Annotated in this window: 21 protein-coding genes and 1 pseudogene; 9 read left to right on the top strand and 13 right to left on the bottom strand. The window is 71.5% G+C overall.

Going from position 1 to position 26,673, the window contains the following annotated elements; translation table 11 throughout:
• The first annotated feature begins 177 nt into the window (after positions 1 to 177).
• The 6 genes from ACIBSV_RS18075 to ACIBSV_RS18050 all read left to right on the top strand — a co-directional run bounded on the left by ACIBSV_RS18075 (position 178) and on the right by ACIBSV_RS18050 (position 7,296).
• Positions 178 to 1,461 carry an ABC transporter substrate-binding protein gene (locus ACIBSV_RS18075; RefSeq protein WP_395864076.1) on the top strand — a complete coding sequence of 428 codons (1,284 nt, stop codon included), beginning with the start codon at positions 178 to 180 and terminating at the stop codon, positions 1,459 to 1,461.
• Positions 1,462 to 1,465: 4 nt separating this feature from the next.
• Positions 1,466 to 2,431 carry a carbohydrate ABC transporter permease gene (locus ACIBSV_RS18070; protein ID WP_395864031.1) on the top strand — a complete coding sequence of 322 codons (966 nt, stop codon included), beginning with the start codon at positions 1,466 to 1,468 and terminating at the stop codon, positions 2,429 to 2,431.
• A 122-nt stretch (positions 2,432 to 2,553) separates the two neighbouring features.
• A complete protein-coding gene (locus ACIBSV_RS18065) occupies positions 2,554 to 3,459 on the top strand; it encodes a carbohydrate ABC transporter permease (RefSeq protein WP_395864029.1) in 906 nt (301 codons plus the stop codon).
• Positions 3,456 to 4,742 (top strand): 6-phospho-beta-glucosidase, encoded by a 1,287-nt coding sequence (locus ACIBSV_RS18060; protein ID WP_395864027.1) that lies wholly within the window; start codon positions 3,456 to 3,458, stop codon positions 4,740 to 4,742. Before ACIBSV_RS18065 ends, ACIBSV_RS18060 begins: the two co-directional genes overlap by 4 nt.
• Positions 4,730 to 5,770: an N-acetylglucosamine kinase gene (locus ACIBSV_RS18055; RefSeq protein ID WP_395864025.1), complete on the top strand. Its 1,041-nt coding sequence runs from the start codon at positions 4,730 to 4,732 to the stop codon at positions 5,768 to 5,770. The genes ACIBSV_RS18060 and ACIBSV_RS18055 overlap by 13 nt, the downstream gene beginning before the upstream one ends.
• 215 nt (positions 5,771 to 5,985) lie before the next feature.
• Entirely contained in the window at positions 5,986 to 7,296 is a 1,311-nt protein-coding gene (locus ACIBSV_RS18050) for an MFS transporter (RefSeq protein ID WP_395864023.1), read from the top strand.
• A gap of 848 nt (positions 7,297 to 8,144) precedes the next feature.
• On the opposite strand, the gene ACIBSV_RS18045 is transcribed toward ACIBSV_RS18050, so the two are convergent.
• A complete protein-coding gene (locus ACIBSV_RS18045; RefSeq protein ID WP_395864021.1) occupies positions 8,145 to 9,050 on the bottom strand; it encodes a Gfo/Idh/MocA family protein in 906 nt (301 codons plus the stop codon).
• A gap of 460 nt (positions 9,051 to 9,510) precedes the next feature.
• On the opposite strand from ACIBSV_RS18045, the gene ACIBSV_RS18040 reads away from it, so the two are divergent.
• Positions 9,511 to 9,981: a hypothetical protein gene (locus tag ACIBSV_RS18040; RefSeq protein WP_395864019.1), complete on the top strand. Its 471-nt coding sequence runs from the start codon at positions 9,511 to 9,513 to the stop codon at positions 9,979 to 9,981.
• 69 nt (positions 9,982 to 10,050) lie between these two features.
• Here ACIBSV_RS18040 and ACIBSV_RS18035 read toward each other — a convergent pair whose 3' ends face one another.
• The 4 genes from ACIBSV_RS18035 to ACIBSV_RS18020 all read right to left on the bottom strand — a co-directional run bounded on the left by ACIBSV_RS18035 (position 10,051) and on the right by ACIBSV_RS18020 (position 14,125).
• On the bottom strand, positions 10,051 to 10,407 hold the full coding sequence (locus tag ACIBSV_RS18035; RefSeq protein WP_395864018.1) for a hypothetical protein: 357 nt from the start codon (positions 10,405 to 10,407) through the stop codon (positions 10,051 to 10,053).
• Between the two features lie 69 nt (positions 10,408 to 10,476).
• Positions 10,477 to 11,661, bottom strand: a complete 1,185-nt coding sequence (locus ACIBSV_RS18030) for a N(5)-(carboxyethyl)ornithine synthase (protein WP_395864016.1) — start codon at positions 11,659 to 11,661, stop codon at positions 10,477 to 10,479.
• A gap of 137 nt (positions 11,662 to 11,798) precedes the next feature.
• The gene (locus ACIBSV_RS18025) at positions 11,799 to 12,320 is read right to left on the bottom strand and encodes a DUF4232 domain-containing protein (protein WP_395864014.1); all 522 of its coding nucleotides are present in this window, start codon (positions 12,318 to 12,320) and stop codon (positions 11,799 to 11,801) included.
• A 29-nt stretch (positions 12,321 to 12,349) separates the two neighbouring features.
• On the bottom strand, positions 12,350 to 14,125 hold the full coding sequence (locus tag ACIBSV_RS18020; RefSeq protein ID WP_395864012.1) for an alpha-glucosidase: 1,776 nt from the start codon (positions 14,123 to 14,125) through the stop codon (positions 12,350 to 12,352).
• A gap of 600 nt (positions 14,126 to 14,725) precedes the next feature.
• Between ACIBSV_RS18020 and ACIBSV_RS18015 the strand changes: the two are divergent.
• Together ACIBSV_RS18015 and ACIBSV_RS18010 are read left to right on the top strand one after the other, a co-directional pair.
• Positions 14,726 to 15,175: pseudogene (locus ACIBSV_RS18015) on the top strand (C-terminal helicase domain-containing protein); the annotation flags it as partial.
• 214 nt (positions 15,176 to 15,389) lie between these two features.
• Positions 15,390 to 17,114 carry an ATP-binding protein gene (locus ACIBSV_RS18010; protein ID WP_395864011.1) on the top strand — a complete coding sequence of 575 codons (1,725 nt, stop codon included), beginning with the start codon at positions 15,390 to 15,392 and terminating at the stop codon, positions 17,112 to 17,114.
• Between the two features lie 33 nt (positions 17,115 to 17,147).
• On the opposite strand, the gene ACIBSV_RS18005 is transcribed toward ACIBSV_RS18010, so the two are convergent.
• The 8 genes from ACIBSV_RS18005 to ACIBSV_RS17970 all read right to left on the bottom strand — a co-directional run bounded on the left by ACIBSV_RS18005 (position 17,148) and on the right by ACIBSV_RS17970 (position 26,652).
• Positions 17,148 to 19,337, bottom strand: a complete 2,190-nt coding sequence (locus ACIBSV_RS18005) for a xanthine dehydrogenase family protein molybdopterin-binding subunit (protein ID WP_395864009.1) — start codon at positions 19,335 to 19,337, stop codon at positions 17,148 to 17,150.
• Positions 19,334 to 20,374: an FAD binding domain-containing protein gene (locus ACIBSV_RS18000; RefSeq protein WP_395864008.1), complete on the bottom strand. Its 1,041-nt coding sequence runs from the start codon at positions 20,372 to 20,374 to the stop codon at positions 19,334 to 19,336. The genes ACIBSV_RS18005 and ACIBSV_RS18000 overlap by 4 nt, the downstream gene beginning before the upstream one ends.
• Positions 20,375 to 20,380: 6 nt before the next feature.
• On the bottom strand, positions 20,381 to 20,863 hold the full coding sequence (locus ACIBSV_RS17995; protein ID WP_395864006.1) for a (2Fe-2S)-binding protein: 483 nt from the start codon (positions 20,861 to 20,863) through the stop codon (positions 20,381 to 20,383).
• Between the two features lie 244 nt (positions 20,864 to 21,107).
• The gene (locus ACIBSV_RS17990) at positions 21,108 to 22,187 is read right to left on the bottom strand and encodes an ABC transporter ATP-binding protein (protein ID WP_395864004.1); all 1,080 of its coding nucleotides are present in this window, start codon (positions 22,185 to 22,187) and stop codon (positions 21,108 to 21,110) included.
• Entirely contained in the window at positions 22,184 to 22,993 is an 810-nt protein-coding gene (locus ACIBSV_RS17985; protein ID WP_395864002.1) for an ATP-binding cassette domain-containing protein, read from the bottom strand. The genes ACIBSV_RS17990 and ACIBSV_RS17985 overlap by 4 nt, the downstream gene beginning before the upstream one ends.
• Complete coding sequence (locus ACIBSV_RS17980) at positions 22,975 to 24,054, bottom strand: ABC transporter permease (RefSeq protein WP_395864000.1); 1,080 nt, start codon at positions 24,052 to 24,054, stop codon at positions 22,975 to 22,977. The genes ACIBSV_RS17985 and ACIBSV_RS17980 overlap by 19 nt, the downstream gene beginning before the upstream one ends.
• Positions 24,051 to 25,019 carry an ABC transporter permease gene (locus ACIBSV_RS17975; protein ID WP_395863998.1) on the bottom strand — a complete coding sequence of 323 codons (969 nt, stop codon included), beginning with the start codon at positions 25,017 to 25,019 and terminating at the stop codon, positions 24,051 to 24,053. The genes ACIBSV_RS17980 and ACIBSV_RS17975 overlap by 4 nt, the downstream gene beginning before the upstream one ends.
• 79 nt (positions 25,020 to 25,098) lie before the next feature.
• Positions 25,099 to 26,652 carry an ABC transporter substrate-binding protein gene (locus tag ACIBSV_RS17970; RefSeq protein ID WP_395863996.1) on the bottom strand — a complete coding sequence of 518 codons (1,554 nt, stop codon included), beginning with the start codon at positions 26,650 to 26,652 and terminating at the stop codon, positions 25,099 to 25,101.
• Positions 26,653 to 26,673: the final 21 nt, after the last annotated feature.

The raw sequence follows: 26,673 nt of genomic DNA, 5'->3' as shown, positions 1-26,673 counted from the left end.
CCCCTGCACCACAAGGCACTTCGCCAGCAGACCAGGCTCCGCCGTACCACCGCAAGGCCCCCGGCGCCGCTCGTCCCGGCCGCGCCGCAGCCATCTCCGGAGGAGGACCCAGTGCACAGACTCCCACGGCTCCGTCGTTCCATCACGACCCTCGCGTGTGCCGCCACGCTCGCCCTGATGGCCTCCGCGTGCGCCGGCGACGACGGCGGCTCGGGAACCGGTGCGAACGAGGCGCCCGACAAGAAGGTCACCATCACCTTCTGGCACGGCTGGAGCGCCGAGAGCGAGACCAAGGCGGTCGAGGACCTGGTCGCCAAGTTCAACGTGAAGCACCCCAACATCAAGGTCAAGATCGTCTCCAACGTCACCGACGACAAGATCACCCAGGGCATCCGCTCCGGCAAGGGCCCGGACGTGGTCTCCTCGTTCACCACCGACAACGTCGGCCAGTTCTGTACGTCGGGCTCGTGGACCGATCTGGCGCCGTGGCTGGCCAAGTCCGGCATCGATGTGGCCTCGACCTTCCCCAAGCCGGTGCTGGACTACACCCAATTCCAGGGCAAGCGCTGCGCGTTGCCGCTACTCGCCGACGCCTACGGCCTGTACTACAACAAGGACATGTTCGCCGCCGCGGGCATCACCCAGCCGCCGAAGACGTTCACCGAGCTGACCGAAACCGCCAAGAAGCTCAACCAGTTCAACGGAGACGGAACGTTCAAGGTGGCCGGCTTCGTGCCGACCTTCCACGCCTACGAGTTCTCCGCCGCGCACACGCTGGCCCAGTTCGGCCCGACGTACCAGACGCCCGACGGCAAGTCGAACCTGTCCAAGGACCCGGTCGTCCCGCAGTTCTTCAACTGGCAGAAGCAATTCGTGGAAAGCCAGGGCGGATTCGACAAGCTGGAGAAGTTCCGCACCACGTTCGGCGAGGAGTTCTCCGCGGAGAACCCGTTCATGAGCGGCAAGCTCGCGATGACCATGGACGGCGAGTGGCGCACCGCGATGATCGCCCAGGACGCGCCGAAGCTGAACTACGGCACCGCGCCGTTCCCCGTCCCGGACGACCAGGCCGACAAGTACGGCCGCAGCTACCTCACCGGGACCACCGTCGGCATCGCCAAGTCCAGCCACCACCAGGCCGCCGCCTGGGAGTTCGTCAAGTTCGTGACCACCGACACCGACGCGCTGAACGCCTTCTCGCAGGCGATCCACAACGTGCCCAGCACCAACGCCGCGCTGGCCGCGTCGCCGCTGGCCAACGACGAGCACTTCAAGCCGTTCATCGACGCCTTCAAGCACCCCGCCAGCAACACCACGCCGGCCAGCCCCAACGGCGGCAAGTACCAGGTCACCCTGTCCGAGTACGCCTACAAGTGGGAGGCCGGCCAGGGTGGTGACCTGACCAAGAGCCTGGCCGATCTGGACAAGCAGATCGACACCGACGTGGCCCAGGTCAAGTGATCCGATGACCACGACCGCCCCCGCGGCGGCGAAGGTCCCGGCGGCGCTGCGCAGGCAGCGCCGCCGGCGGAACCTGCGCACGCTCGCGTTCCTGTCCCCGTGGCTGATCGGCTTCTCGGTCTTCTTCGCGTATCCGCTCGGCGCGACCGTGTACTACTCGTTCACCCGCTACGACCTGATCAACGCGCCGGTCTGGGTGGGCATGCGCAACTGGAACTACGTGCTCAACGACTACCCGCCGCTGTGGCAGGCGTTGCGCAACACGCTGTGGCTGGTTGCGGTGATGGTCACCCTGCGGGTGATCTTCGGCCTGGGCCTGGGCATGTTGGCGATCCGGCTCAAGCGCGGCGGCGGGCTCTTCCGCACGTTGTCCTACCTGCCCTATCTGGCCCCGCCGGTGGCCGCCACTATCGGCTTCGCGTTCCTGCTCAACCCGGGCACCGGACCGGTCAACCACCTGCTCGGCAACATCGGTATGCCACAACCGGGTTGGTTCAACGACCCGGACTGGTCCAAGCCGGCGTTGACCCTGCTCGCCCTGTGGGGCATCGGCGACCTGCTGGTGATCTTCACCGCGTCGCTGCTGGACGTGCCGCGCGAGCAGTACGAGGCGGCCGAGTTGGACGGCGTCGGGCCGTGGCAGCGCTTCCGCTACGTGACCTGGCCGGCGATCACCCCGGTGGTGCTGTTCGCCGTGGTCACCGGCGTGATCCAGACGATGCAGTACTACACGCAGGCGATGGTGGCCGGGAAGGTCGCGAGCGGCATCATCGGCAACTCCGGCCAGTCCTTCGAACCGGGCTACCCGCAGGGCACCACCCTGACCCTGCCGCAACTGGTCTACGAGGAAGGGTTCTCCACCTTCAACACGGGCGCCGCGTGTGTGATCTCGCTGCTCCTGTTCGTGATCGCGATGGCGTTCACCTTCCTGCTGCTGCGCCGCCGCTCGGGCCTGCTCGACGACGACTGACGGGCTGTTCGACGACGACCGAGCGTGTGTGCGCACCGCGCCCACGCCCCTCGCCGGTCACGGAACCCCCGGGCCGGAAAACCGAGTTCGACGATCCACCGTGCCCAGAAGGGATCGGATCCATGGCCCAGACCGTCACGGCCGAGGCCGCCGGCATCAAGCCCGCGCTCGCGCCCGCCCGGACGCCGCCACGCCCACGACGGCGCAAGCGCGTACTGACCTGGATCGGCGTGCACACGCTCGCCGTCACCGCCGTACTGTTCTTCATCCTGCCGTTCGTGTTCCTGTTCCTGACCTCGGTGATGAGCAACAAGCAGGCGCTGACCAGCGACCTGTGGCCCACCTCGTGGGAGTGGGGCAACTACAAGAAGGTGATGGAGACCCCGGGCTTCGGCACGTGGTGGCGCAACACGCTGATGTACGCCGGACTCGGCACTCTGTTCACCGTGGTCTCCAGCCTGCCGGTGGCCTACGCGCTGGCCAAGTTCCGGTTCCGCTTCCGGGGCGTGGCGCTGATGCTGGTGATCTCCTCGATGATGTTGCCGCCGCAGGTGATCGTCATCCCGATGTACATCTTCTGGGCCAAGCAGATGCACCTGAGCGGGACCTTGTGGCCGCTGATCATCCCGATGGCCTTCGGCGACGCGTTCACCATCTTCCTGCTGCGCCAGTTCCTGCTCACCATCCCGTCCGAATACCTGGACGCGGCCCGGGTGGACGGGTGCGGCGAGCTGCGCATCCTGATCTCGATCGTGGTGCCGATGATCCGGCCGGCGATCGCGGCGGTCGCGTTGTTCCAGTTCTTCTACTGCTGGAACGACTACTTCGGTCCACAGGTGTACGCGTCCGAGAATCCGGGCGCGTGGACCCTGTCCTACGGCCTGGAGTCGTTCAAGGGCGCACATCAGGTCAATTGGAATCTCATGATGGCCGCCACACTCCTCGTGATGGCGCCGGTGATCCTCGTGTTCTTCTTCGCCCAGAAGGCGTTCATCGAGGGCGTGACTTTGACGGGAGTAAAGGGTTGAAGCTCGCGGTGGTGGGCGGTGGGTCCACTTACACGCCCGAACTGGCCGACGGATTGGGCCGGTTGCGCGAAACCTTGCCGGTCGACGAACTCGTGCTCGTGGACCCGGTGATCGAACGACTCGAGCCGGTCGGCGCGGTGGTGCGCCGCATTCTGGCCCGGTACGGCCACCCGGCCCGGGTGGTGCTGACCGACGACCTGGACGCGGGGGTCGAGGACTCCGACGCGGTGCTCTTCCAGCTCCGGGTGGGTGGTCAGGAGGCCCGCGGGCAGGACGAGGAGTGGCCGCTGGACTGCGGTTGCGTGGGACAGGAGACCACCGGCGCGGGCGGCCTGGCCAAGGCGCTGCGTACGGTCCCGGTGGTGCTGGACGCGGCCGAACGGGTGCGCCGCGCCGCGCCGAACGCGTGGATCGTGGACTTCACCAACCCGGTGGGCATCGTCACCCGTGCCCTGCTGGACGCGGGTCACCGCGCGGTGGGGTTGTGCAACGTCGCGATCGGCTTCCAGCGTCGCTTCGCCGCGATGCTCGACGTGACGCCGAACCGGGTGCGGCTGGACCACGTCGGGCTCAACCACCTGACCTGGGAACGCGGGCTGCACGTCCTGGACGAGTCGGGCGAGCCGGGCCCGGACCTGCTCCCGACGCTGCTCGCCGAGCACGGACCGGCGATCGCCGCGGACATCGAACTGCCGGTGGAGCTGCTGCGCGCGCAGAGCACCGTGCCGTCGTACTACCTGCGCTACTTCTACGCGCACGACGCGGTGGTCTCCCAGCAGCGGCACACCGAGTCGAGGGCGCGGCAAGTGGCGGCGATCGAGCGGGAGTTGCTGGAGCTGTACCAGGACCCAACGCTGGACACCAAGCCCGCGCTGCTGGAGAACCGGGGCGGGGCCTACTACTCGGAGGCGGCGGTGGCGCTGGTCGGCGCGCTGCTGGGCACGACCACCGACGAGGGCGACCGGATCCAGGTCGCCGACGTGCGCAACAACGGCACCTTGCCGTTCCTGCCGGATGACGCGGTGATCGAGGTACCGTCCCTGATCGACGCGAGCGGCGCGACGCCGCTCGCGGTGGCACCGCTGGGGCCGCTGCACTCCGGGCTGGTGGCACACGTGGCCGCGTACGAGGAGCTCGCGCTGGACGCGGCGCTGCGCGGTGGACGCGATCGGGTGGTCACCGCGCTGCTCGCCCACCCGCTGGTCGGGCAGTACGACATCGCCGAGGCGCTCACCGACCGGTTGTTGGCGGCGGGCAAGGAGCACCTGCCGTGGGCCCGGTGACGGAGGGCGGGGCCGATTCCTCCGAATCGGTGCCGGCCGTGCTCGCGATCGACGCGGGCAACTCCAAGACCGATGTCGCGGTCGTCGACGCGGACGGTCGGGTGTGGGGGCGCGGCCGGGGCGCGGGGTACGCGCCATACCAACTCGGCCAGGACGTGGCGGTCGAGCGCATCGCCGCGTTGGTCGAGGACGTGTTGGCGACGGCCGCGGGGGTCGGGCCGGTGGAGCACATCGCGGCGTATCTGGCCAACATCGACCTGCCGGTGGAGGAGCAGCGGCTGCGCAAGGAGTTCGAGGATCGCGGCTGGGCCCGTACGGTCACCGTCGGCAACGACACGTTCGCGGTGCTGCGTTCCGGTACCGACACCCCGCGCGGAGTCGCGGTGGTGTGCGGGGCCGGGATCAACTGCGTCGGTCTGTTGCCGGACGGCCGGACCGCGCGCTTCCCGTCGCTGGGGCGGATGACCGGCGACTGGGGTGGCGGGCTGGGCCTGATGGAGGAGGTGATGTGGTCGTCGGTGCGGGCCGAGGACGGGCGGGGTCCGGCGACCGCGTTGGCGGGCGCGACGGCCGACCACTTCGGTCTGGCGTCGGCGACCGCGGTGGCCGAGGCGGTGCACCTGGGTGAGCTGTCCGGCGAGCGGTTGCACGAACTGGTCCCGATGTTGTTCCGGATCGCCGAGGCCGGGGACGCGGTGGCGGGCGAGGTGGTGGAGCGCCAGGCCGGCGAGATCGCGATGATGGCGGTGATCGCGCTGCGGCGGCTGGATCTGCTCGCGGAGGAGACCGACGTCGTGCTGGGCGGCGGGGTCCTCGCGGCCCGGCCGCCGCTGCTGATGGCGGCGGTCGAGCGGCTGATCCTGGGTTCCGCGCCGCGGGCGGTGTTGCGGGTCGCGGTCGATCCGCCGGTGGTGGGGGCGGCGCTGTTGGGCCTGGATCGACTGCGCTCGGACGGCCGGGCGCCGGCCGATCCGGGGGGCGAGGCGGAGCGCCTGTTGCGCACGCGCTGGACGCGGACGTCGGCCTGAGCGGGGGCTGAGCCGGGGTCGGTTCCGGGTGGGCGGGGGGGCGGGTGCTCGTGCCCGGTCGCGCGGGCGGTCGCGGGCGGTCGACCCCCGCTCGACCGGGGGTAGCGGGCCGAATACCCCGCGTGTGCCCGTCGGTCGCATACGATCCCGGCGGGGCGGGATGATCCGCGACGGGGCCACATGAGGCGGACGAGGACGACAGTGGGCGATTTCGCGTGATCGACGGCTCGATATCGGGCTTCACCCGCGACCGCGCGACGTGGCTGCTGTACCTGCACATGGCCGCGTTCGGCTACTTCCTGTACTGCTTCGGCCCCTCGGTCACGCTGCTCGGCGACGACCTGGGCGTGAGCAACGCGGTGGCGGCGCTGCACAGTACGGCGTACGCGGCGGCGGGCGTGTTGATCGCACTGCTGGGCGATCGGCCGATGCGTCGGTTCGGGCGTGGGCGCACGTTGTGGGCGGGCTGTGTGCTGCTGAGCGCGGGTGTGCTGGCGTACTGCGCGGCGGGGACGCCGGCGGTGTCGCTGAGCGCGGCCCTGCTGTGCGGCTTCGGCGCGTTCCTGGTGGTCAACGTGGCCGGCACGGCACTCGCCGACCACCACGGTCCGATCGCCGGACCAAGCGCCCTGAGCGAGGCAAACGGCCTCGCGGCCGGCGTCGGAATGGCCGCGCCGCTCCTGATCGGCGTGCTGGACTCCTCCGGCGCCGGCTGGCGCTGGGCGATGATCCTGGTCCCGGCCCTCTTCGGCACCCTGGCCCTGGCCTTCGCCCGCACCCCGATCCCGGACCTGCCGCGAACGACGCCGGCCCCTCCGCCGGTCACCGGGGCGTCGGGGGGACCGTCCGGGTCGGGCGGGTCGCCTGGGCCGGGCTGGTCTCCTGGGTCGCCTGGGCCGGGCGAGTCGCTCGAATCCGGAGAGCCGCGCGGGTCCGGCGAGTCACCCGAGTCGGGCAAGTCGCGTGGGCCGCTGCCCACGGCCTACTGGTGGGCGTGGCTGTTGACGGTCTGCTCCGTGGCGGTCGAATTCTCCCTCTCCCTCTGGGCCTCCACGCTGCTGCGCGATCGCACCGGGATGTCCGAGAGCGCCGCCGCCACCGCGATGACCGCCGTGGTGGCCGGCCTGTTCCTGGGCCGCATGGCCGGCGGCCGGCTCGCGCTGCGGATCGCGCTGGATCGGCTGTACGGCGGCGCCGTCGCGGTGAACCTGGTCGGCTTCGCGCTGTTCTGGTCGGCCACGGTCCCCTGGCTCGCCTACGTCGGCCTGTTCGTCTCCGGCCTGGGCATGTCCGTGCAATTCCCGCTGGCCACCGCCGCCGCCATCCGCGCCGCCGCCGGCCGAACCGACCTCGCCGTCTCCCGCCTGGCCGTAGCCACCACCCTCGCCGCCGGCGGCGCCCCCTTCCTCCTCGGCCTCGCCACCGACCTCATGGCGGTCCGCACCGCCTTCCTCCTGCTCCCGATCCTCCTCATCGCCTCAATCCCCCTCCTCCACAAAACCACCCACCCCAAGCCCCAACCCTGACCACGCGATAAGCCCGCCCCCGACAACGGACACGGGCCGCGTCGTCCCGGGCGGCAGCAGCCACGGTGCCACGGAAGGCACAACCAGCACGCGGGGAAGCCGGGCGGGTGACCCGCGCGAACGCGGGCGGGTACCGGGCCCGGACGCGGGCCGGCGCCGGCGACAGGCGAGGACGCCGGGCACGAAGCGGATCGACCCGGGTGACCCGCGCGGGCCGGGCCGGCGCAGGTGGCCGGCGCGAATGGGCCCGGCCCCGGCGAACCGAAACCAGCGAGACCGGCGCGAGCCACGCGATAAGCCCGCCCCCGACAACAGACACGGGACGCGGCGTCCCGGGCGGCAGCAGCCACGGTGCCACGGAAGGCACAACCAGCACGCGGGGAAGCCGGGCGGGTGACCCGCGCGAACGCGGGCGGGTACCGGGCCCGGACGCGGGCCGGCGCCGGCGACAGGCGAGGACGCCGGGCACGAAGCGGATCGACCCGGGTGACCCGCGCGGGCCGGGCCGGCGTAGGTGGCCGGCGTGAATGGGCCCGGCCCCGGCGAACCGACACAAGCGGGACCGGCGCGAGCAAGCCGACATGGGCGGACTGTGCGTGAGCCGGCGCGAATGGGCCCGGCCCCGGCGAACCGGCCCCGGGCGAGGCCGGCGCGGGCGAACCGGCCCGGACGGGCCGCATCGGCGGGGCCGGCCCTGGCGAACGGCCTGCGCGACGCCGGCGCGGCGGGCTCCCGTGGGCGGGGGCGGCGTGGGCGAGGCCCGGTGGTGTCCTGCGGGTTTCGGGTTGGGCCCGCAGCGTGCCGACGGTGGGGCCGGCGGTCTCGGCCTCGTAGCCGGCGGGGGTGGGTCAGGGGCGGGCGAGGGTGGCGGCGGTTGTGGCGCAGGTGAGGACTGCTCGGGTGCGGTGCCAGGGGATGGGGGACGGGGCACCGGCGGCCATCGCGAGTACGGTGCGCATCGTGGCTCGGTAGCCGAGGGCTTCCTGCCAGTCGGTGCCGCCGAGGCGCGCGATTTCGACGCCGTCCTCGGTTTGTACGGCCACCTCGTACACCTCGTCGCCGCCCACACCGGCGACCTCGATCGTGCCCACGCGGCCGTCGGGCCAGCCGAGCAGGATCGCGCCGACGTCCTCCGAGCGGGTGGTCGAGTGTACCAGGACCGAGCGGGTCGCGGCGAGCACGCGCGCTCCCGGGCCGGCCGCGGCGTCCAGGAGTTCGGCGCCGTGCAGGCCGAGGGAGATGAGAGTGCCGCCGCCCTCGGCCGGGTCGTCCTGCCAGGCGCGCTCGGGCGTCAGGAAGCCCGCGATGTCGTGCCGGACCAGCGCGCGGGCGCTCAGGATCCGGCGGCCCGCCGTACGCTCGGCCAACTCGACCACAGCCGGCGCGAAGCGCAGCACGGACGTGGTCAGGAAGCGCTCCTCGTGGCCCGCCACGGCCCGATCCAACTCGACGAGCGCGGCGGCCGAGGACGCGGCCGGCTTGTTCACGAAGCACGGCACGCCGGCCCGCAGAATCCGGGCCACGGTGTCCGCGATCAACGCCGGCCGTACGGTCACCACGACGGCGTCCGGCCGGCGCGCGAGCAGTTCCGCGAGCGACCCGGCCGACTCGCACTCGTGCCGCTCCCGAAAGGCCGCGAACCGCTCCGGCTCGCCGGCGTCCCACCCGTCGATCAGCCGAACGCCCAACTCCCGGGCCACGCCCGCGTCCGTGAACGGATGGCTGTGCGCGAATCCGGCAAAGGCGAGGCGCATGACGCGGACATTCCCTTCAGGCAACAACCAGACCAACCGACCCTAGCCCCGCCCCCGAACACCCCCACCACCTCCCACCACCCACCCCTCCGCCCTCGCGCCTCACCCCGACGCCCTCACCCCAGCCCCCAGCCCACAACCCGCATCCCGCGCCCCGCGCCCCGCGCCCCGCGCCCCGCGCCAACTGAGTGTCCGGGCTCGGGACCGTCAGGGCACCGACCGCTCGCGCAAACCCTGGGGGCATCCACGCACCCCCGGTCCACCGCGCCACCGCTCGGCCGCGCCCCCACGCCACCACGCACCGCACGGCCATGTCCCCATCTCGCCGCTCCCCACACCCCGCGCCCCCGCGGCATCGCGCCCGCCCCCGTCCCCGTCCCCGTATTCGTGTGAGGTGGGGTCGAGCGGGTAGGCGTTTTCTGCGGGGGACGATCATCCGCCTCTGGACAAGGATGAAGCCATGTTCCTTCTGGGACTGCTGCTCGCCGCGTGCGCCGGAGCGTTCGCGGCTCTGCTGATCGCCTACAACACGTCGGGTGGGCCCGAGTACACGGTGAGTATCTTCGACACCGACATGGTCACGCTCAACTCGTTGGCGATCTTCTGCGCCGGCTTGGCGCTCGGCCTGATCTTTTGCGTCGGCCTGCTCATGATGGGCGGCAAGGCGCGAATGAGCCGGGCTCGCCGCAACCGCGAGCGGCGCGCCCTCGATCGCGCCACCCTCGAACGCCAATCCGCCGCCGCCCGCGAGGAAGCCGCCCAGGCCCGTGAGCGCGCCGCGCAGGCCGAAGCCCATGCCGAGCACACCGGCCACGAACCCCGGGCAGCCGACCAAACCACAGCCACCTGGTCCGCCGATCCCGCCGACCACCCCCGTAGCCGCACCGGCCCCGGCGGCTCCCACGGCCCCAACTGGAACGACAACAAGTAGACGAGCAGCAGCACGGCCCGGCGAAGGCCCTCGTACCCGAGCGGGTACGAGGGCCTTCGCCGAGTGTGCTCACAACACGTACGGCCAAAGTTCGAGCCAGGGCGTCTCGAAGCGGATCACGTCGCCCACCGACAGGTCCTCGACCCCTCGGGCCACGTCGATCGTGATGATCCCGAGGCCCAGCCGCATCACGACCTCGCGCGGATCAGACCCACCGACCCGCTCCAGCGCGCCGGAGACCGCCATCCCGTCCCGCACGGGCGAGAACCCGGTGGGCACCCCCACCGGCACGCGCGTCCAGTCCACGACGTCCTCCGGCGCATCGACCTCGACGTCGTACCACTCCCCCTGTATCGGGAGTTGCTGCGGAAAGCACGGCCCGACGTTCCAATAACCGATCCCGTCGCCGATCTCGGACGTGAACACGACCCGTCTCGGCTCGGCATCCGCACATCGCAGCACTCGAACCCGCATCCGCGCCCCTTACCCTCCCGACTACCCGTTCGCCGCCGCAGTCGCGCCCGTCCCCGTCCCCGCGAGGTGCGGGTACGAGGCGGAACGGCCCTGGAAGCTGAGGATCTTCGGGTTCCGGATCACGCCGTCGCGGATCTCGATCGCCTTCGCGATCGTCGGGTCCGCGTCCCACGCGGCCGGGCCGTCCATCACCGTGCCGAGATAGGGGACGAGTGCCTCACTGATCTCCCACGTCGCGGAGTCCCACAGGTAGGACGGGCTGTGGTCGACCGCGTAGTAGTGGCAGTTGTCCCCGACCGTGAACATCGGTTCCTCGAAGGTGGTCGGGCGGGCCCATTCGAAGCCCATCCCGTCGTCACACGAGACATCGATGAAGAACGAACCCGGCCGATACGCCGGCAGATCCCGGTTCAGTACGAACGTCAAGGGCGCGTCGGTGTCCTGCCGGATGCAGTTGACCACGATGTCGTAGCCGGCGAGGTGGGCACCCAGCGGCACCGGCCCGTCCTCGGTGAGCGCGTCCAACCGCGACGGGTCGTCCTCACCCGACTGGAAGTGGCCCATCACGACCGAGGGCATCGGCGACGCGACCGCCACCGCGTCCCGCGCCGTCAACACCGTCACGTCCGAAACACCCATCGCCTCCAGGGCTATCACCGCGCCACGCGCGGTCGCGCCGAAGCTGAGCACCGCCGCACGCATCCGGCGACCATAGCTGCCGGTCGCGCCACCAAGCGCAAGCGCATGCAACACCGAGCAGTAGCCCGCCAGTTCGTTGTTCTTATGAAACACATGAACGCTGAACGCGCCTGCCGCGGTCCAGTGATTCATCTCCTCCCACGCGATCATCGTCAGCCGGCGATCGATCCCCAACTGGGTGATCGTCGGATCCTGCACACAGTGCGGCCAACCCCACAGCACCTGGCCGTCGCGCAACGCGGCGACATCCTCGTGGGTCGGCTTCGGCAACAACACCACGTCGCTCTCCGCGAGCAGCCGCTTACGCGGCAGCAGACCGGCCACGTGCCGAACCAGTTCGCCGTCCGCGACGCCGAAGCGCTCGCCGTACCCCTCCTCCAGGAACAGGTTCTCGCGCACGTCCGGCGCGATCCGCTCGACGTGCAGCGGGTGAACCGGGAGCCGGTGCTCGTTCTCCTTGAGCGAGGAGCCGAGAATGCCGATGGTCATGCGGGTCCTGCGAATCATGAGATTCCTTAGGTAGACCCCAAGTATCCGCCCTGAAGCCGGCCCCCGGGCCCCAGCCGGGCCGCGCGCCCCGCCCCGCGCGGCCCGCCCCGCACCCCACGCCCGGGGCCCGGGACCCCGCACCCCGCTCCCCGCGTTCAGTTGGGCAGCGCGTTCACCGCCTCGTCCGCGCTGTCCTGCCACAGCGTGGTGATCGGGTCGGAGACCGCGATCCCGGGTGCGGGAGCGCCGATCTCGCTCGCGGTGAAGGTGCTGCCGACGTACGCAGGATCGGCCGAGACGGTCAGGCTCGGCACGTAGCGCGCCGAGCCGCCGCGGTCGTCGGTGCGCAGGGCCGCGTACAACCGCCCGTCGGCGTCGAGCCGCCGCTCCCCGCTCGACACCGGCGGAACCGGCCGCGCCGAGCCGTCCAGGCCGGCGAAGGTCACCGTCGGGAAGCGGTCGATCGTGCAGGCCGAGCCGCCGACGTTGGTGACCGTGACGAGTACGACACTGCTCGCGATCGGCGGCAGGGCACGCGCGTCGTAGACGAGCGAGTCCTCGGCGCACGCGCGCGCACGAGCGGCGGCGCTCCCCCCGGCGCCTGCGGTCGAGGCCGCGCCGGCGACCAGGACGGACGACGCCAGGGCAAGTGTGGTAACCGATGCAATAGTCTTCATGCACTCTCTGTATCCACCGCTGCGGTTGGCTACACGCGCCGATGTACGCGCGCCTCCCACGGTCGAAGCACCGTCGCGTCGATCGGCCCCGCGTTCCCGAGCACGAGCGGCACGTCCGCCCATTCCGCCGCCAGGTCGGCCGGCACCGGAACCGCCTCGCCGGTGAAATTGGCGAGCACCAGGAGCGTGGTGTCGCGATACCGGCGGGTGAACGCGTACAGCCGCTCGTCGTCGGCAAGCAGCATCGTGAAGTCGCCGTGTACGACCGCCGGTTCGCTGTGCCTGAGGGCGATCAACCGGCGGTAGTGGTGGTACACCGACTCCGGATCGGCGACCGCCGCCGCCGCGTTGATCGTGGTGTGGTTGGGGTTGACCGGCAACCACGGTATGCCGGTGGTGAATCCGGCGTGCTCGGACGCGTCCCACTGCATCGGCGTACGCGCGTTGTCCCGGCCCCGCGCGCGCAGCCCGTCCAGAACCCGCGCCGGGTCCTCGCCCGCCCGGACGGCCTGCGCGTAGTGGCCCCGCGCCTCGATGTCGTGCACGTCCTCGATCGAGGCGAACGGCGCGTTGGTCATGCCCAGTTCCTCGCCCTGGTAGACGTAGGGCGTGCCCCGGTGCAGGTGCAGCACGGTGCCCAGCATGGTCGCCGAGCGCACCCGATGCTCGGGCCCGTCGTCGCCGAATCGCGAGACGATCCGCGGCTGGTCGTGGTTGTTCCAGTACAGGCTGTTCCAGCCGACCTCGGCGAGGCCGCTCTGCCAGCGGCCGAGCGAGGCCTTGAGGTCGGTCAGTCGCAGCGGCCGCACGTCGAACTTGCTGCGGCCGAAGTCCAGCCCCACGTGTTCGAACTGGAAGACCATGTCCACCTCGCCGCGCGCCGGATCCGTGAACAGGCGGGCGTGCTCCAGCGTGACGCCGGGCATCTCGCCCACGGTGAGCAGCCGTTCGGGCCGCCCGGCGAAGACCTCGCGGTGCATCTCCTGGAGGTACTCGTGTACCCGAGGACCGCAGATGTAGTACGGCGAGCCGTCGCCGTAGAGGCCGTCGCCGTGCAGCGCGCCGTCCGGGAGGTCGGGGTCCTTCGAGATCAGGTTGATCACGTCCATCCGGAAACCGTCGACGCCGCGGTCCAACCACCACCGCATCAGCGCGTACACGGCCTGCCGGACCTGCGGGTTCTCCCAGTTGAGGTCGGGCTGCTTGGGGGAGAACAGGTGCAGGTAGTACTCGCCGCTCGCGACGTCGTGTTGCCAGGCCGACCCGGAGAAGAACGACCCCCAGTTGTTCGGCGCCGCCGACTCCGAACCCGCCGACTCCGAACCCGCCGACACCAAGCCCGCCGACTCCGAACCCGCCCCCTCCCCCGTCGCGTCCCCGCCTTTTCGCGCCGGCCGCCACCAATACCAGTCCCGCTTGGCGCTGTTCGGCCCCTCGCGCGACTCGCGGAACCACGGGTGCTCGTCGGAGGTGTGGTTGACCACGAGGTCCATCACCAACCGCATCCCGCGCTCGTGCACCGACGCGAGCAACCGGTCGAAGTCGGCCAGAGTGCCGAACAACGGTTCGATATCCCGGTAGTCGCTGATGTCGTAGCCGTTGTCGTCCTGCGGCGACGGGTAGACCGGCGACAACCACAACACGTCGACGCCCAGTTCCTTCAGATAGTCGAGCCGCGCGGTGATCCCGGCCAGGTCCCCGATGCCGTCGCCGTTGGAGTCGGCGAAGCTGCGCGGATAGATCTGGTACACCACCGCGGACTTCCACCAGGCGTCGTGCGCATCCCGCAAACCGTCGAGTGCCATCCCTCGAACCCGTCCCCTCCGCGTCGACCACACCCCGGCGGATCCCGCCGAAGCCACCGTGTCTGTCCTGCCCCACCGGGCCCCACTTCACCGGTCGGGCACGCGGCCACCGCCCGTCCCGCATACGCCCCGAACCCGTCCCTCACCCGACATTCCGCATGGGAGGATTCCCCGCATCGCACACAACGGCACGAGCGGGGGACGCGATGGCGGCGATCGGACCCGAGCCCGTCGATCCGGCCGTCGGCGGACGGGCGCTGCCCGTCCTCGCGGCGGCCGAGCAACTGCACACGGCCGCACGCGCGGTCGCCGCGGATCACGCCGGCGCGCTCGACGCGGTACGTGCCGCGCTGTGGCCGCTCCAGGCCGGACTGGTGGCCGAGGCCCTGCGCGAGATCCCGATCGCCCAGTTGCGCGAGGCGACCGGCGGGCGGTTGCGGCTCGGTGCGTTGGAGGAGGCCGGGTACACGTCGGTGGGCAGTGTGCACGACGCGCAGCCGTACGCCCTGCGCCGGGTGCCGGGGGTGGGCGAGCAGACCGTGGCGCAGGCGGTGGCCGCCGCGCGGCAGATCGCCCGCGCGGTCGAGGAGACTGCGTCGGTTCGGCCCGATCGACGGCGCGGTGCCGGCCGCCCGGCGGCAGGAGATGGTCGACGCCTTCTCGGCGGTGTCCGGGCACGCGGTGTTGCTCGCGCAGATCCAGGCCGGGCGGGACCGGGTTGACATGCAGGCGGCCTCGGTCGTGGTGATCTGCGAACCGCAGATCAAGCCCACCATGGAGCATCAGGCCGAGGCGCGGGTGAACCGAATGGGCCAGGTGCGCACCGTGCAGGTGCATCGCCTGCTGTCTCCGGACAGCGTCGATCAGCGGATGCTGAACATCCCGGCCGACAAGTCGCGGTTGTTCGACGCCTTCGCCCGGCGCAGCGACGTGGCAGAGTCCACCCCGGACGCGGTGGACGTGTCCGACGTGTCGATGGCCCGGCGGATCGTCGAGGACGAGCAGCGCCGCTGGGCCGCGTCGGCGGGGGCGGCCGGCTCCGCGGGCTGAGCGCGCGGTCGGGTCGGCCCGCCCCGGAAAACGATGGTGCCCGCCTCGGCCAGGACCTCCAGCCCCGCGGCGTGCGCAGCGTGAACGCGCGATCCACCGTTCCGATCGGGTGCAAAGATCATCGTTCCGGGCAGATACCGGTCCTCGTACCCGGTCCGGCCGCTCGCCGGCACCGGCGGCGGGTTCACGACGATCGAACAATGGGGACGGTGCGGTGGAGCGACACGACGAGGCCGGCCCACGATCGCGGCTGTCGACGACCCGCGCACGGCGGCACGACTGGGACACCCGGCGCTGGCTGCTCGTGGGCGTCTCCGCGACGCTGGTGGTGCTGACCCTGCTCGCGCTGCTCGGCGCCTGGGTGTTCGCACGTTCGACCTCGGTCAACGGGCATCTGGTCGACCACAGCTCACCGGCACTGATCGCGGCGGTGCGGCTGGAGACCGCCTACGCCGACCAGGACGCCTCGGTCCGGGACTACGTCCTGACCGGGAACGCGCCGCTCCTGGAGGTGTACTCGGCGAGCCACGAGGTCGAGCGCGAACAAGTGGCGGTACTACACGAGTTGTTGCGCGGCGACCCGGCCGCGACGAATCGCCTGCGACTGGTGCTGGAGCGCGCCCGGGCGTGGGAGGACCGGGTGATCCGCCCGGCCCTGAGCGTCGCCCCCGGGACCGCGCCGCCGGCGGAGGTACGCGCGGCCGTCGCCGACCCGGCGCCCTACCCGGCGCTGCGCGCGGCCACGCGCGAGCAGCGGGAGCGCCTCCAGCGGCAGCGCGACCTGGCCCGGGCCGACCTCCAGGACGTCCGCGACCTGCGTACGTGGGTGTTCAGCGCGATCGCGCTGGTGATCGCGGCGGGCGCGGTCATGGTGTTCGCGGGGCTGCGTCGCGGTGTCACGCTCCCGGTGGGCCGACTGGTGGCGGACGCGGACGCGGTGGCCCGGGGCGAGTTCGGGCACGAGATCACCCCCACCGGACCGGCCGATCTGCGTACCCTGGCCGACGCGATGGAGGCGATGCGCCGCCGGCTCGCCGACGAACTGGCCTTCTCCGACCACGCCCGCCGTCGCCTGGCCGAGCAGGCCACCGAGTTGCGCCGTTCGAACTCGGACCTGGAACAGTTCGCCTACGCCGCCTCGCACGACCTCCAGGAACCGCTGCGCAAGGTGGCGAGCTTCTGCCGACTCCTGGAAAAGCGGTACCAGGGTCGACTGGACGAGCGCGCCGACCGGTACATCGCCTTCGCGGTGGACGGCGCGGTCCGGATGCAGGCTCTGATCGACGACCTGCTCGCCTTCTCCCGGATCGGCCGCAGGCCCGCGAACGAGTCTTCGGTGGACCTGAACGCGGTGTTCGAGACGGTGGTCGGCGACCTCGACATCGCGATCCGCGAGGCGGACGCCGAGGTCGACCACGACCCGCTGCCCACCGTGCGTGGTGATCGCACCCAACTGTCCGTGGTGTTCCAGAACCTGATCGCCAACGCGGTGAAGTTCCGCGAACCGGACCGGCCGGTGCACGTCGCGGTACGCGCGGAGCCGATGGACGGAATGTGGCGGATCTCGGTGACCGACGACGGCATCGGCATCGATCCGGCCCAGGCCGACCGGATCTTCGTGATCTTCCAGCGCCTGAACACCCGTGAGGCGTATCCGGGCAACGGCATGGGCCTGGCCATGTGCAAGCGCATCGTCGAGTTCCACGGCGGCACGATCGCGCTGGACCCCGAACACACCACCGGAACCCGGATCACCTTCACCCTCCCCATGACGGAACCACCCGCAGCGACACCGCCCACGGGGTCGCCGACCGAAAAGACCCCGACTGCCAAGACCCCGACCGAGGAGACTCCGACCAAGGAGACTCCGGCCAAGGAGACTCCGGCCGAGAAGAATCCGGATGGGCAGGGTCCGAACGGGAGGGCGCGGAACGCATAGGCGGCGCCCGGCACGTCGCCGCCGGCTTGCCCGCTACCACCCGGCGCCCGAGCCCGCCACCACCCGATCCGGCGTGATCGGCAGCGTACGCACCCGCACGCCGGTCGCGTGGAACACCGCGTTCGCGATCGCCGCCGCTGCGCCGATCACGCCGATCTCGCCCGCGCCCCGCGCGCCGAGGTCGCTGAGGTGCGGGTCCGCGTCGCCGACGAAGAGCACGTCCAGCGTGCCGACATCGGCGTTGACCGGCAGGTGGTAGCCGGCCAGGTGCGGTTCGACCACCTGCCCCCGGCGCGGGTCGATCGTGGTCGCCTCCATCAGGGCCTGCGCCAGCCCGAAGGTCATCCCGCCCAGCAGTTGACTGCGCGCGGTACGCGGATTGACCACCCGGCCGATGTCGAACGCGCCGACCATCCGCCGGACCCGGACCGTACCGGTCAGCGAGTCCACCGCGACCTCGGCGAAGTGCGCGCCGAACGACTGCACCGCGTACGGCGAGTTCGCGTCGGGATGGTGGTGGCCGACCGCCGACAACGAGGGCACCCCGATCCGTGCCAACTCGCTCGCGAACACATCGGCACCGAACTCGATCGCGCCGATCTCCTTTTGGTACAGCGGCGATTCCGAATCGGCGACGGCCGCCGCGAGCAGATCGTCGCGGACCGCCTCGCACGCCCGCCGGATCGCCGGGCCCACGTAGGCGACGGTCTGCGAGCCGATCGACGGCGGCGCCTGAGGCAGGTCGGTGTCGCCGAGGCGGACGATGATCCGGTCCGGCGCGAGGCCGAGCACGTCTGCGGCGATCTGCCCGAACACCGTGTACGTCCCGGTGCCGATGTCGTGCGACGCGACACCGATCACCGCCGAACCGTCGACCCGCAGTTCGGCATGGGCGGCGGCCGCTCCCGGGTCCATCTCGTGGGCCGCGGTCGCCATCCCGGTGCCGATCAGCACGTCGCCCTCGCGGCGGGTGCCGGGTGTACGGTCGTCCGGATCCCAGCCGAACCGCTCGGCGCCCACGCGGTAGCACTCCCGAAGGTGCTTGCTCGACCACGGCCGACCCGACGACGGATCGATGTCGGCATGATTGCGCAACCGCAACTCCAGCGGGTCCATGCCCAGTTCGTGGGCCAACTCGTCGAGCGCGGATTCCAGCGCGAAGGATCCGGGGGCCCGCCCGGGACCACGTTGGAAGGTGGGCGGCTGCATGTCCAGCCGTACGATCCGCTGCCGGATGGCGACGTTCGGGCACGCGTACAGGGTCGAGGTGATCCCGCCGGTCGACTCGACCACGTTCTCGCCGGGCGAGGTGGCGGTGGTGCCGTCGTGTGCGATCGCGGTCAGTCGGCCGTCCCGGTGCGCGCCCAGCACGATCCGCTGCCGGGTCGCCGGCCGGGTGCCGCACGAGGTGAACATCTGCGGGCGGGTCAGCACGAGCCGGACCGGCCGGCCCACCCGGCGCGCCGCCGCCGCGGCCAGCAGCACGTGCGGCCAGACCGTGCCCTTGCTGCCGAAGCCGCCGCCGACGAAGCCGGACAACACCCGGACCTTGTCCACCGGCAGCCCGAACGCGGCAGCCAGCGCGACCCGCACCCCGCCCACATACTGCGTCGAGTCGTACACGGTGAGCCGATCGCCCGACCAGCGCGCGGTGGTCGCGCACGGCTCCATCGGGTTCATGTGCTGCGGCGGTGTCTCGTAGTACGCCTCCACCGTCACATCGGCCACCGCGAGACCGGTTGCCAGGTCGCCCCGGACGATGTCCTCGCGGCCCGGCGGGGTCTGCGCGATGGCATCCTCGATCCGCACCAGCGGCGATTCGTGGCGGTACCGCGTGCGGATCGACTCCGCGCCGGCCACCGCCTGTTCGAGGGTCTCCGCCACCACCATCGCGATGTGCTGCCCGTGGTGGTGGATCACCGGGTCGGACAGCGGTGTGCGGCCGTCGCCCATCGGGCCGTTGTCGGCCGAGTAGAACGACGCGACCGGGCCGATGCCCAACGACCCGTCGGAGATGTACACCGCCAGTACGCCGGGCGCGGTCTCGGCGGCGGCGATGTCGGTTCCGGTGATCCTTCCCTTGGCGATCGTGCTCTGCACCAGCACCGCGTGCGCGAGGTCGCGCAGTGCCACGTCGCCGGTGTAGATCGCGGTGCCGGTGACCTTGACCGGGCCGTCCACGCGCGGTTCGGCGGCGCCGATCCAGGGCGTTTCCGGGCTCATGCGGGATCCCCTTCCGGGCTGCTCGGGTCTTCCGGGCTGCTCGGGGCGGCCAGGATGCTCGGGGCGGCCAGGGTGCTCAGGGCGCGGGCGACCACCCGGCGGATCAGTTCGACCTTGTACGCGTTGTCCCGGCGCGGCACGGCCCCCTCGGCGGCGGCATCACCCGCGTGGGCGAACGCGGCGCTGCTCGGCGGTGCGCCGATCAGCGCGGCCTCGGCCGAACGTGCCCGCCACGGTGTGGTCGCCACGCCGCCGAGCGCGATCCGGGCGTCCCGGACGATCCCCTCGCGTACCTCCAGTGCGACCGCGGCCGAACACATCGCGAACGCGAACGAGGCCCGCTCACGCACCTTGAGGTAGTGCGAATGGGCGCCGAGCGCGGTCGTCGGCACCTCGACCCCGGTGATCAACTCGCCGTGGGTCAGCGTGGTCTCCCGGTGCGGGGTGTCCCCCGGCGGCAGATGGAACGTCTCGATCGGCTCGACGCGCGGGCCGTTCGGCCCGTCGATCGACACCCGGGCCTCCAGCGCCAGCAGCGCGACCGCGAGGTCGGAGGGATGCGTGGCGATGCAGTGCTCGCTGGTGCCCAGGACCGCGTGGCCCCGGTGGTCGCCGTCCAATGCGGCGCATCCGGAGCCGGGTTCGCGCCTGTTGCACGACATCGCCGGGTCGCGGAAGTATCCGCAGCGGGTGCGCTGGAGCAGATTGCCGCCGAGCGTCGCCAGGTTGCGCAGTTGTGGGGACGCGCCGGCCAGCAGGGCCTCGGACAACACCGGCAACCGCTCGCGCACCACCGGGTGGGCGGCGAGGTCGCTGTTCGGGACCAGGGCGCCGATCCGAATCGTCTCGCCGGCCGGGTCCGGCGTCAGATCGGTGAGCGGCAGCCGGCCGATGTCGACGAGGCGGGTGGGTGTGGCGACACCGCACTTCATCAGGTCGACGAGGTTGGTGCCGCCGGCGATGTACATCGCGTCCGGGCCGAGCTCGGTCCAGGCCCGCGCGGGTTCGGCCGGACGGGTGTAGGTGAAGGGGCGCATCGCGGCCTACCGCCCGGCCGAGGCGGCGATCGCCGCGACGATGTTGGGGTACGCGGCGCAGCGACACAGGTTGCCGCTCATCCATTCGCGGACCTGGTCGTCGTCGCCGGCGTGGCCCTCGGCGAGGAGGGCTACCGCCGACATGATCTGGCCGGGTGTACAGAAGCCGCACTGGAACGCGTCGTGGTCCACGAACGCCTGTTGCACCGGGTGCAACTCCCCTTCGGGGTCGCCGTCCAGGCCCTCGATCGTGGTCACCTCGCGGCCGTCGTGCATGAGGACGAAGGTCAGGCACGAGGTGACGCGGCGGCCGTCGAGGAGCACGGTGCAGGCGCCGCATTGGCCCAGATCGCAGCCTTTCTTGGGGCCGGTCAGCCCCAGCCCGTCGCGTAGCGCGTCCAAGAGCGTGACGCGGGGGTCGACGCGGAGCCGTCGGGCTTCGCCGTTGACGTGGAGCTCGACTTCGTCGGCGGGGGGCTCGAGTGGCATGGTCCCTCCGGAGGGCTCTCGGGCCGTGTTCGCCCGGCCCGGGATCTGGGCTGGTACCCCCCTTGGTGCGTGATACACGGGTCGGTTGGGGTGGCCTCATACGCCGGCCGGGCTGAGGTTGGCCTCGAACGCCGGCCCGGCTGAGGTTGGCCTCGAACGCCGGCCCGGCTGAGGTTGGCCTCGAACGCCGGCCCGGCTGGAGTTACCCGGCCTTCGGCCGAGGTGGCCTCAAGCGCCGGCCCGGCTACTTGGCCTCAAACGCCGGCCGGGCTGAGTGTGGTGCGGCGGGTTCACTCGGGACGCTGGGGTTGGTCAGGACGCCGGCATCGGTGGGGACGCCCTCGTCGGTGGGGACGCTCTTGTCCGATGGGACGTCCTTGTCGGTTGGCACGCAGGTGTCCGTGGGGACGACGGCGTTGGTGGGGGCGCCGGCGTTGGTGAGGACGTCCTCGTGGGTGGGGGCGCCGGCGTTGGTGAGGACGCCTTCGTGGGTGGGGGCGTCCTCGTGGGTGGGGGTTGGGGGTGGGGGCGGGAGGGTGGGGATCGCGGCCAGGAGGGATTGGGTGTAGGGGTGGGTCGGGTGGCCGAGGACTTGGGGGGTGGGGCCTGATTCGACGGGGTGGCCTGATTTGAGGACCAGGACGTGGTCGCACAGGTGTTGGACTACGCCGAGGTCGTGGGAGACCAGGATCAGGGACAATCCGAGTCGAGTGGTGAGGTCGCGCAGCAGGTCCAGGATCTGGGCGCGGACGGAGACGTCGAGTGCGCTCACCGGCTCGTCGGCGACCAGGACGCGGGGGTGCGGTGCGAGCGCGCGGGCGATCGCGATGCGTTGGCGCTGGCCGCCGGAGAATTCGTGGGGATGGCGGGTACGCATGGCCGGATCCAACCCGACGGACGTCAGGACCTCGTCCACCCGAGCGTCGTGGTCGCCCTCGACGCCCAGGCATTCCAGTGGCTCGGCCACGATGTCGCGCACCCGCGAGCGCGGGTCGAGCGAGCTCATCGGGTCCTGGAGGACGATCTGTACCTCGCGCCGGAACCAGGCCAGCGAGCGCGCCGGTCCGGGCCGTACCTCGCGGTCGCGATAGTGGATCGTTCCCCCGTCCGGGCGGTCGAGCCCGAGCAGCAGTCGGATCAGGGTGGACTTGCCCGCGCCGGATTCGCCGACCACGCCCAGCGAGCCGCCCTCGGCCAGTTCCAGGTCGACGCCGCGCAGCGCGTACCGCTGCCCGGCCGGGCCCCACAACGATCGGCGCGGCAGGCGATACGTCCGGGTCAGTCCCTCGGCGCGCAGCAGTACGGCGGGCGCGGTCGCGGTCACAGTGGTGCCTCCACGGGCTCGGTCGCGGTACGGACGCCCGCCTCGGGGTCCGCCGGCTCGGGGTCCGCCGCCTCGAACGCGCCGGCGTCGAACGCGGTCGCCCGCGCGGCGGCCAGCAGCCTGCGGGTGTAGGGCGCGTCGGGGTCGTACAGGATGCGCTCCAGGGGCCCGTGTTCGATCACCCGACCGGTCCGCAGCACCGCGATCCGGTCGCTGACCCGGGACACCACCGCGAGGTCGTGCGTGATGAACAGCAGCGCGGTGCCCTGCTCGCGGGCCAACGCGTCGAGTAGCGCGAGGATCTCCCGCTGCACGGTGACGTCCAGCGCGGTGGTCGGCTCGTCCGCGATCAGCAGCGCGGGTCGGCACGCGAGCGCGATCGCGATGCCCACTCGTTGACGCTGGCCACCGGAGAGTTGGTGCGGCCAGGCCCGGACCAACTCGGCCGGATCCGGCAGACCCACCCGCTCGGCCAGTTCGATCGCCGCGAGGTCGGCCTGACGGCGGTTCATGCCCCGGTGCAGGCGCAGTGGTTCGGCGATCTGTCGGCCGATCCGCATGGTCGGGTCGAGCGCGGTGAGCGGCTCCTGGAACACCATCGCGACCCGATCCCCGCGGATGCGCGCGAGTTCGCGCTCGCGTCTGCCGAGCAGTTCCACGCCGTCGAGGCGGATGCTGCCGGTGACCTCGGCACCTTCGGGCAGCAGGCCCAGCACGGCCAGCGCGGTGAGCGACTTGCCGGAGCCGGACTCACCGATCAGGCCCAGTCGTTCGCCGGGCGCCAGGGTCAGGTCGACGCCGTCCACCACACGGTACGACCGCCGATCCGGATGGTCAGGCCGGAGACCTCAAGCAGCGCGCCCTCGGTGGCCAACGGTGCGACCGGCACCCGGACTTCGGCCTCGGAGAGTGCGTCGGCCCCGACCTTCGGGGCACGGTGTCGCAGGCGTGGATCGCTCGCGTCGCGGATCGCGTCGCCGAGCAGGTTGAAGCCCAGGACGGACAGTGCGACGGCCAGCCCCGGCCAGATCACGAGCAGCGGTCGGGCGGAGATGTAGGGCTGCTGGTCGTGCAGGATCCGGCCCCAGGACACGGCGGGCGCGGGGCTGCCGTAGCCGAGGTAGGACAGCGCGGCCTCGGTCAGCGACGCCACGGCCATCACCAGGGAGAGCTGCACCAGCAGGGTGGGGGCGATGTTCGGCAGGATGTGTCGGCGGACGGTGCGCCATGTGCTCGATCCGCTCGCGGTGGCCGCGAGCACGTAGTCGGTGCCGTGTACCCGCTCGATCTCGGCACGCGCGATCCGGGCCAGGTGCACCCCGAACGCGACGCCGAGCGCACCGGACGCGGTCCACACCGAACCGCCGAACACCGCGGCCAGGATCATCGCGGTGAGCAACGCCGGGAACGCGATGGCGATGTCGATCAGTTGCACCACGCCGGCCGCGAACCTCCGTGGTCCGAGCGCCGCGGCCAACGCGAGCGGCACGCCGAGCGCGGCGGCGATGCCCGCCGAAGCGAGGGCGATCAGCAAAGTCTCCCGGGAGCCGACCAGGATCAGGCTGAACTGGTCGCGGCCGAGCATGTCGGTGCCGAGCACGTGGCCGTCCCGAAACGGCAGCAGCCAGGGCGCGTTCGGGTCGACGGCAGTGGGGTCGTACGGGGTCCAGATCAGCGACAACAACACCGAGGCGACCAGTATCGCGACCAGCGTGCCGCCGATCACGCCGTTGCGGTCGCGTAGCAGCGCACGCAGGACGGTACGGCCCGCCGGGACGTTCGCGGCGGTGGCCGCGCCCTTCTCGGCAAGCGCCGCGCCCTGGTCGGCCCCGACCGAAACGCTCTCGGGCGCGTTCGAGTTCCTCACGCGGACACCTCCCGGGTGCGAACGTCCGCCAGGCGCGGGTCGATCAGTCGTTGCGCGACGTCCACCAGGAAGCCCACGAACAGCACGATCGCGACCAGCAGCATCACCTCGCCCTGCACCTTGACCAGATCACGGTTGCCCACGTCGGCGACCAGCATCGAACCGACGCCGGGCAGGGTGAAGACCTTCTCCACCACGATGGCACCCACCAGGAGCGCGGCGACCTGCACACCGAGCATGGACAACACCGGGCCGGCCGCGTTGCGCACGCCGTGCCGCAGCAGTGCGCCGGTCCGGGTGCGGCCCGCCGCGCGCGCGGTTCGCAGGTAGTCGCGGTGCAGCACATCGAGGGTGGCCGAGCGGACGAACCGCAGCAGTACCGCGCCCTCGGACAGGGCCAGGGTCAGGGTGGGCAACACCAGGCTGCGACTCGCCTCGCCCGGGTCCGCCCAGCCGTCGACCGGGAAGCCCTGCGCGGGCAACAGCGGGGTCTGCACGGCGAACAGCAGGATCAGCACCAGGCCCACCCACAACGTCGGCAGCGCGATCCCCAGTTGGCTCACCACGCTGATGGCGGTGCCGTCGCGGCGTTCACGACGCACCGCCGCGAGCATCCCCAGCGGCACCGCGAAGACCAGCGCGAGCACCAGCGCGCCGATGACCAGCGGACCGGTCACCCGGAGCTTCTCGCCCAGTTCGGCGGTCACCGACGAACCGTTGAGCTGCGAGCGACCCAGGTCGCCGGTCGGCACGTCGATCAACCACGTCCAGTATTGGACGAGCAACGGCCGGTCCAGGCCCAGGTCGTGCCGGATCGCCCGCAGTTGGGCGGAGTCCGCGGTGATGCCGCCGACCGAGGTGGCGGCATCACCGGGCAGCAGCCGAAGCAGCGCGAAGGTCAGTACGCTCGCACCGAGCAGGGACAACACGAGCAGTCCCAGCCGGCGCACGACGAACACCGTCATGCCGGGCTCCGCGGGGGCCTCCGGTGCGGCCGAATCCGACCGGCCCGCTCCGGCTGCCGCAACGGCTTTCGGCGCGAGCTCACTTGGTGATCCCGATGGTGGCGAGGTTGAGTCGGCTGCTGGTGTGGTGCTGGGGGGCGCCGCTGACGCCCTTGCGCACGACGGTCAGCGTCTGCGCCTGGAACAGCCAGTCGGCGGCGGCGTCCTCGGTGACCTGGCGGCCGATCCGGGTGAGCAGGTCGGTTCGGGTGCGCTCGTCCGGCGCGGCCACCGCCTGCGCGTACCACTCGCGCACCTGCGCGTTGTCGTAGCCGAAGTAGTAGCCGGGGGTGGCGAAATTGGCGATGTCGTGCGGCTCGGCGTGGTTGACCAGGCTCAGGTCGTAATCCCTCGCGGTGTACACCTCGCTCAGCCAGGCGGTGAATTCCTGCTGCTTGACCGTGAGTTCGATGCCCGCTTCCTTGAGGTTGGCGACCAGCACGTCGCCGATCGCGGCGGGGTAGATGTTGGGGATCTTCAGGGTCAGCTTGAGGTTGTCCACGCCCGCCTCGGACAGCGCCTTGCGCGCCGCCGCGGCATCGTGCGGGTCGATCGTGCTCAGATCCTGGAAGCCCGGGTCGGAGGTGGGAATCGGTCCGCCGAGCCGAACGCCGGCCCCGCCGAGCGTCTTGATCAGCGCGTCCTTGTCGATCGCGCGCCGGATCGCGTGCCGCACGGCCGGGTTGTTCAGCGGCGCCTTGGCGTTGTTGATCGCCAGCGTGTACTTGTCCGTGGTGGTGCCGCGCAACACGGTGAATTTGTCGTTGCCGGTGAACGGCTGGAGCAGGGTGGCCTCGGCCGCCGTCTCGATGTCGGTCTGGCCGGTGGCCTGCGCGTTGTTGGCGGCGTTGCGGTCCGGGATGTAGCTGAGCACGACCTTGGCGACCTTGGCCTTGGCGCCCTTGTACGCGTCGTTGCGCACCAGGGTGATCGCCGAGCCGCGCTGCCAGCCGTCCAGCTTGAACGGGCCGGTGCCGTTCTCGGCGGCGTCCAACTTGCCGAAGTCGGTGCCCTTCTTGTAGACGACGCCGACCCGCTGGGTGAGTGCCCAGGTCAGGTTGCTGTCGCGCTGCTTGAGCGTGATCACCACGGTGGCCGGGTCGGGCGCGGCGACGTTCGCGATGGAGGCCAGGGTCTTGGCGTTCGGCTGCTTGGAGCCGGGAGCCAGCACCTGTTGCAGCGACCACGCGGCGTCCTCGGCGGTGACGGGCGAACCGTCGTGGAAGGTCGCGCCGGGGGTGAGGTGGAACGTGTAGGTGAGGCCGTCGGCGGAGGTCTCGAAGCCGGTCGCGAGCGCGGGCACGATCTTGTTGTCGGCGTTGGTGTCGACGCTGAGCAGCCCCTGGTAGACGTTGTCGAGCAGGACCTGCTCGACCGCGACGCCGGCAGTGGTGGTCAGGTTGAGGCTGGTCGGCTCCAGCACCAGGCGCACCTTGGCCGTCGCGTTCGGATCGAGCGCGCTGTCGGCCGGCGCCGGGGCCTGGGTGTTGGCGCCGGTCGCACCGGGGGTGGGGGTGCCGCCGGAGCCGCACGCGGCGAGGACCGGTCCGGCCAGGGCGAGGACGGCGGCTATGCGGAGCGCGGAGCGGCGCATGGTGGATCGATCTCCTTGCTG

Origin of the sequence: Embleya sp. NPDC050154 (genome assembly GCF_044460165.1) — a bacterium.
In the GTDB taxonomy this organism is placed as follows: Bacteria; Actinomycetota; Actinomycetes; order Streptomycetales; family Streptomycetaceae; genus Embleya.
This window is presented reverse-complemented; position numbering and strand designations above follow the sequence as displayed.

Coding starts and splice junctions, on each gene's coding strand:
- ACIBSV_RS18075 (WP_395864076.1), top strand. CDS start 178: ATGGCCTCCGCGTGCGCCGGCGACGACGGCGGCTCGGGAACCGGTGCG.
- ACIBSV_RS18070 (WP_395864031.1), top strand. CDS start 1,466: ATGACCACGACCGCCCCCGCGGCGGCGAAGGTCCCGGCGGCGCTGCGC.
- ACIBSV_RS18065 (WP_395864029.1), top strand. CDS start 2,554: ATGGCCCAGACCGTCACGGCCGAGGCCGCCGGCATCAAGCCCGCGCTC.
- ACIBSV_RS18045 (WP_395864021.1), bottom strand. CDS start 9,050: ATGCGCCTCGCCTTTGCCGGATTCGCGCACAGCCATCCGTTCACGGAC.
- ACIBSV_RS18040 (WP_395864019.1), top strand. CDS start 9,511: ATGTTCCTTCTGGGACTGCTGCTCGCCGCGTGCGCCGGAGCGTTCGCG.
- ACIBSV_RS18030 (WP_395864016.1), bottom strand. CDS start 11,661: ATGATTCGCAGGACCCGCATGACCATCGGCATTCTCGGCTCCTCGCTC.
- ACIBSV_RS18025 (WP_395864014.1), bottom strand. CDS start 12,320: ATGAAGACTATTGCATCGGTTACCACACTTGCCCTGGCGTCGTCCGTC.
- ACIBSV_RS18020 (WP_395864012.1), bottom strand. CDS start 14,125: ATGGCACTCGACGGTTTGCGGGATGCGCACGACGCCTGGTGGAAGTCC.
- ACIBSV_RS18005 (WP_395864009.1), bottom strand. CDS start 19,337: ATGAGCCCGGAAACGCCCTGGATCGGCGCCGCCGAACCGCGCGTGGAC.
- ACIBSV_RS18000 (WP_395864008.1), bottom strand. CDS start 20,374: ATGCGCCCCTTCACCTACACCCGTCCGGCCGAACCCGCGCGGGCCTGG.
- ACIBSV_RS17995 (WP_395864006.1), bottom strand. CDS start 20,863: ATGCCACTCGAGCCCCCCGCCGACGAAGTCGAGCTCCACGTCAACGGC.
- ACIBSV_RS17975 (WP_395863998.1), bottom strand. CDS start 25,019: ATGACGGTGTTCGTCGTGCGCCGGCTGGGACTGCTCGTGTTGTCCCTG.
- ACIBSV_RS17970 (WP_395863996.1), bottom strand. CDS start 26,652: ATGCGCCGCTCCGCGCTCCGCATAGCCGCCGTCCTCGCCCTGGCCGGA.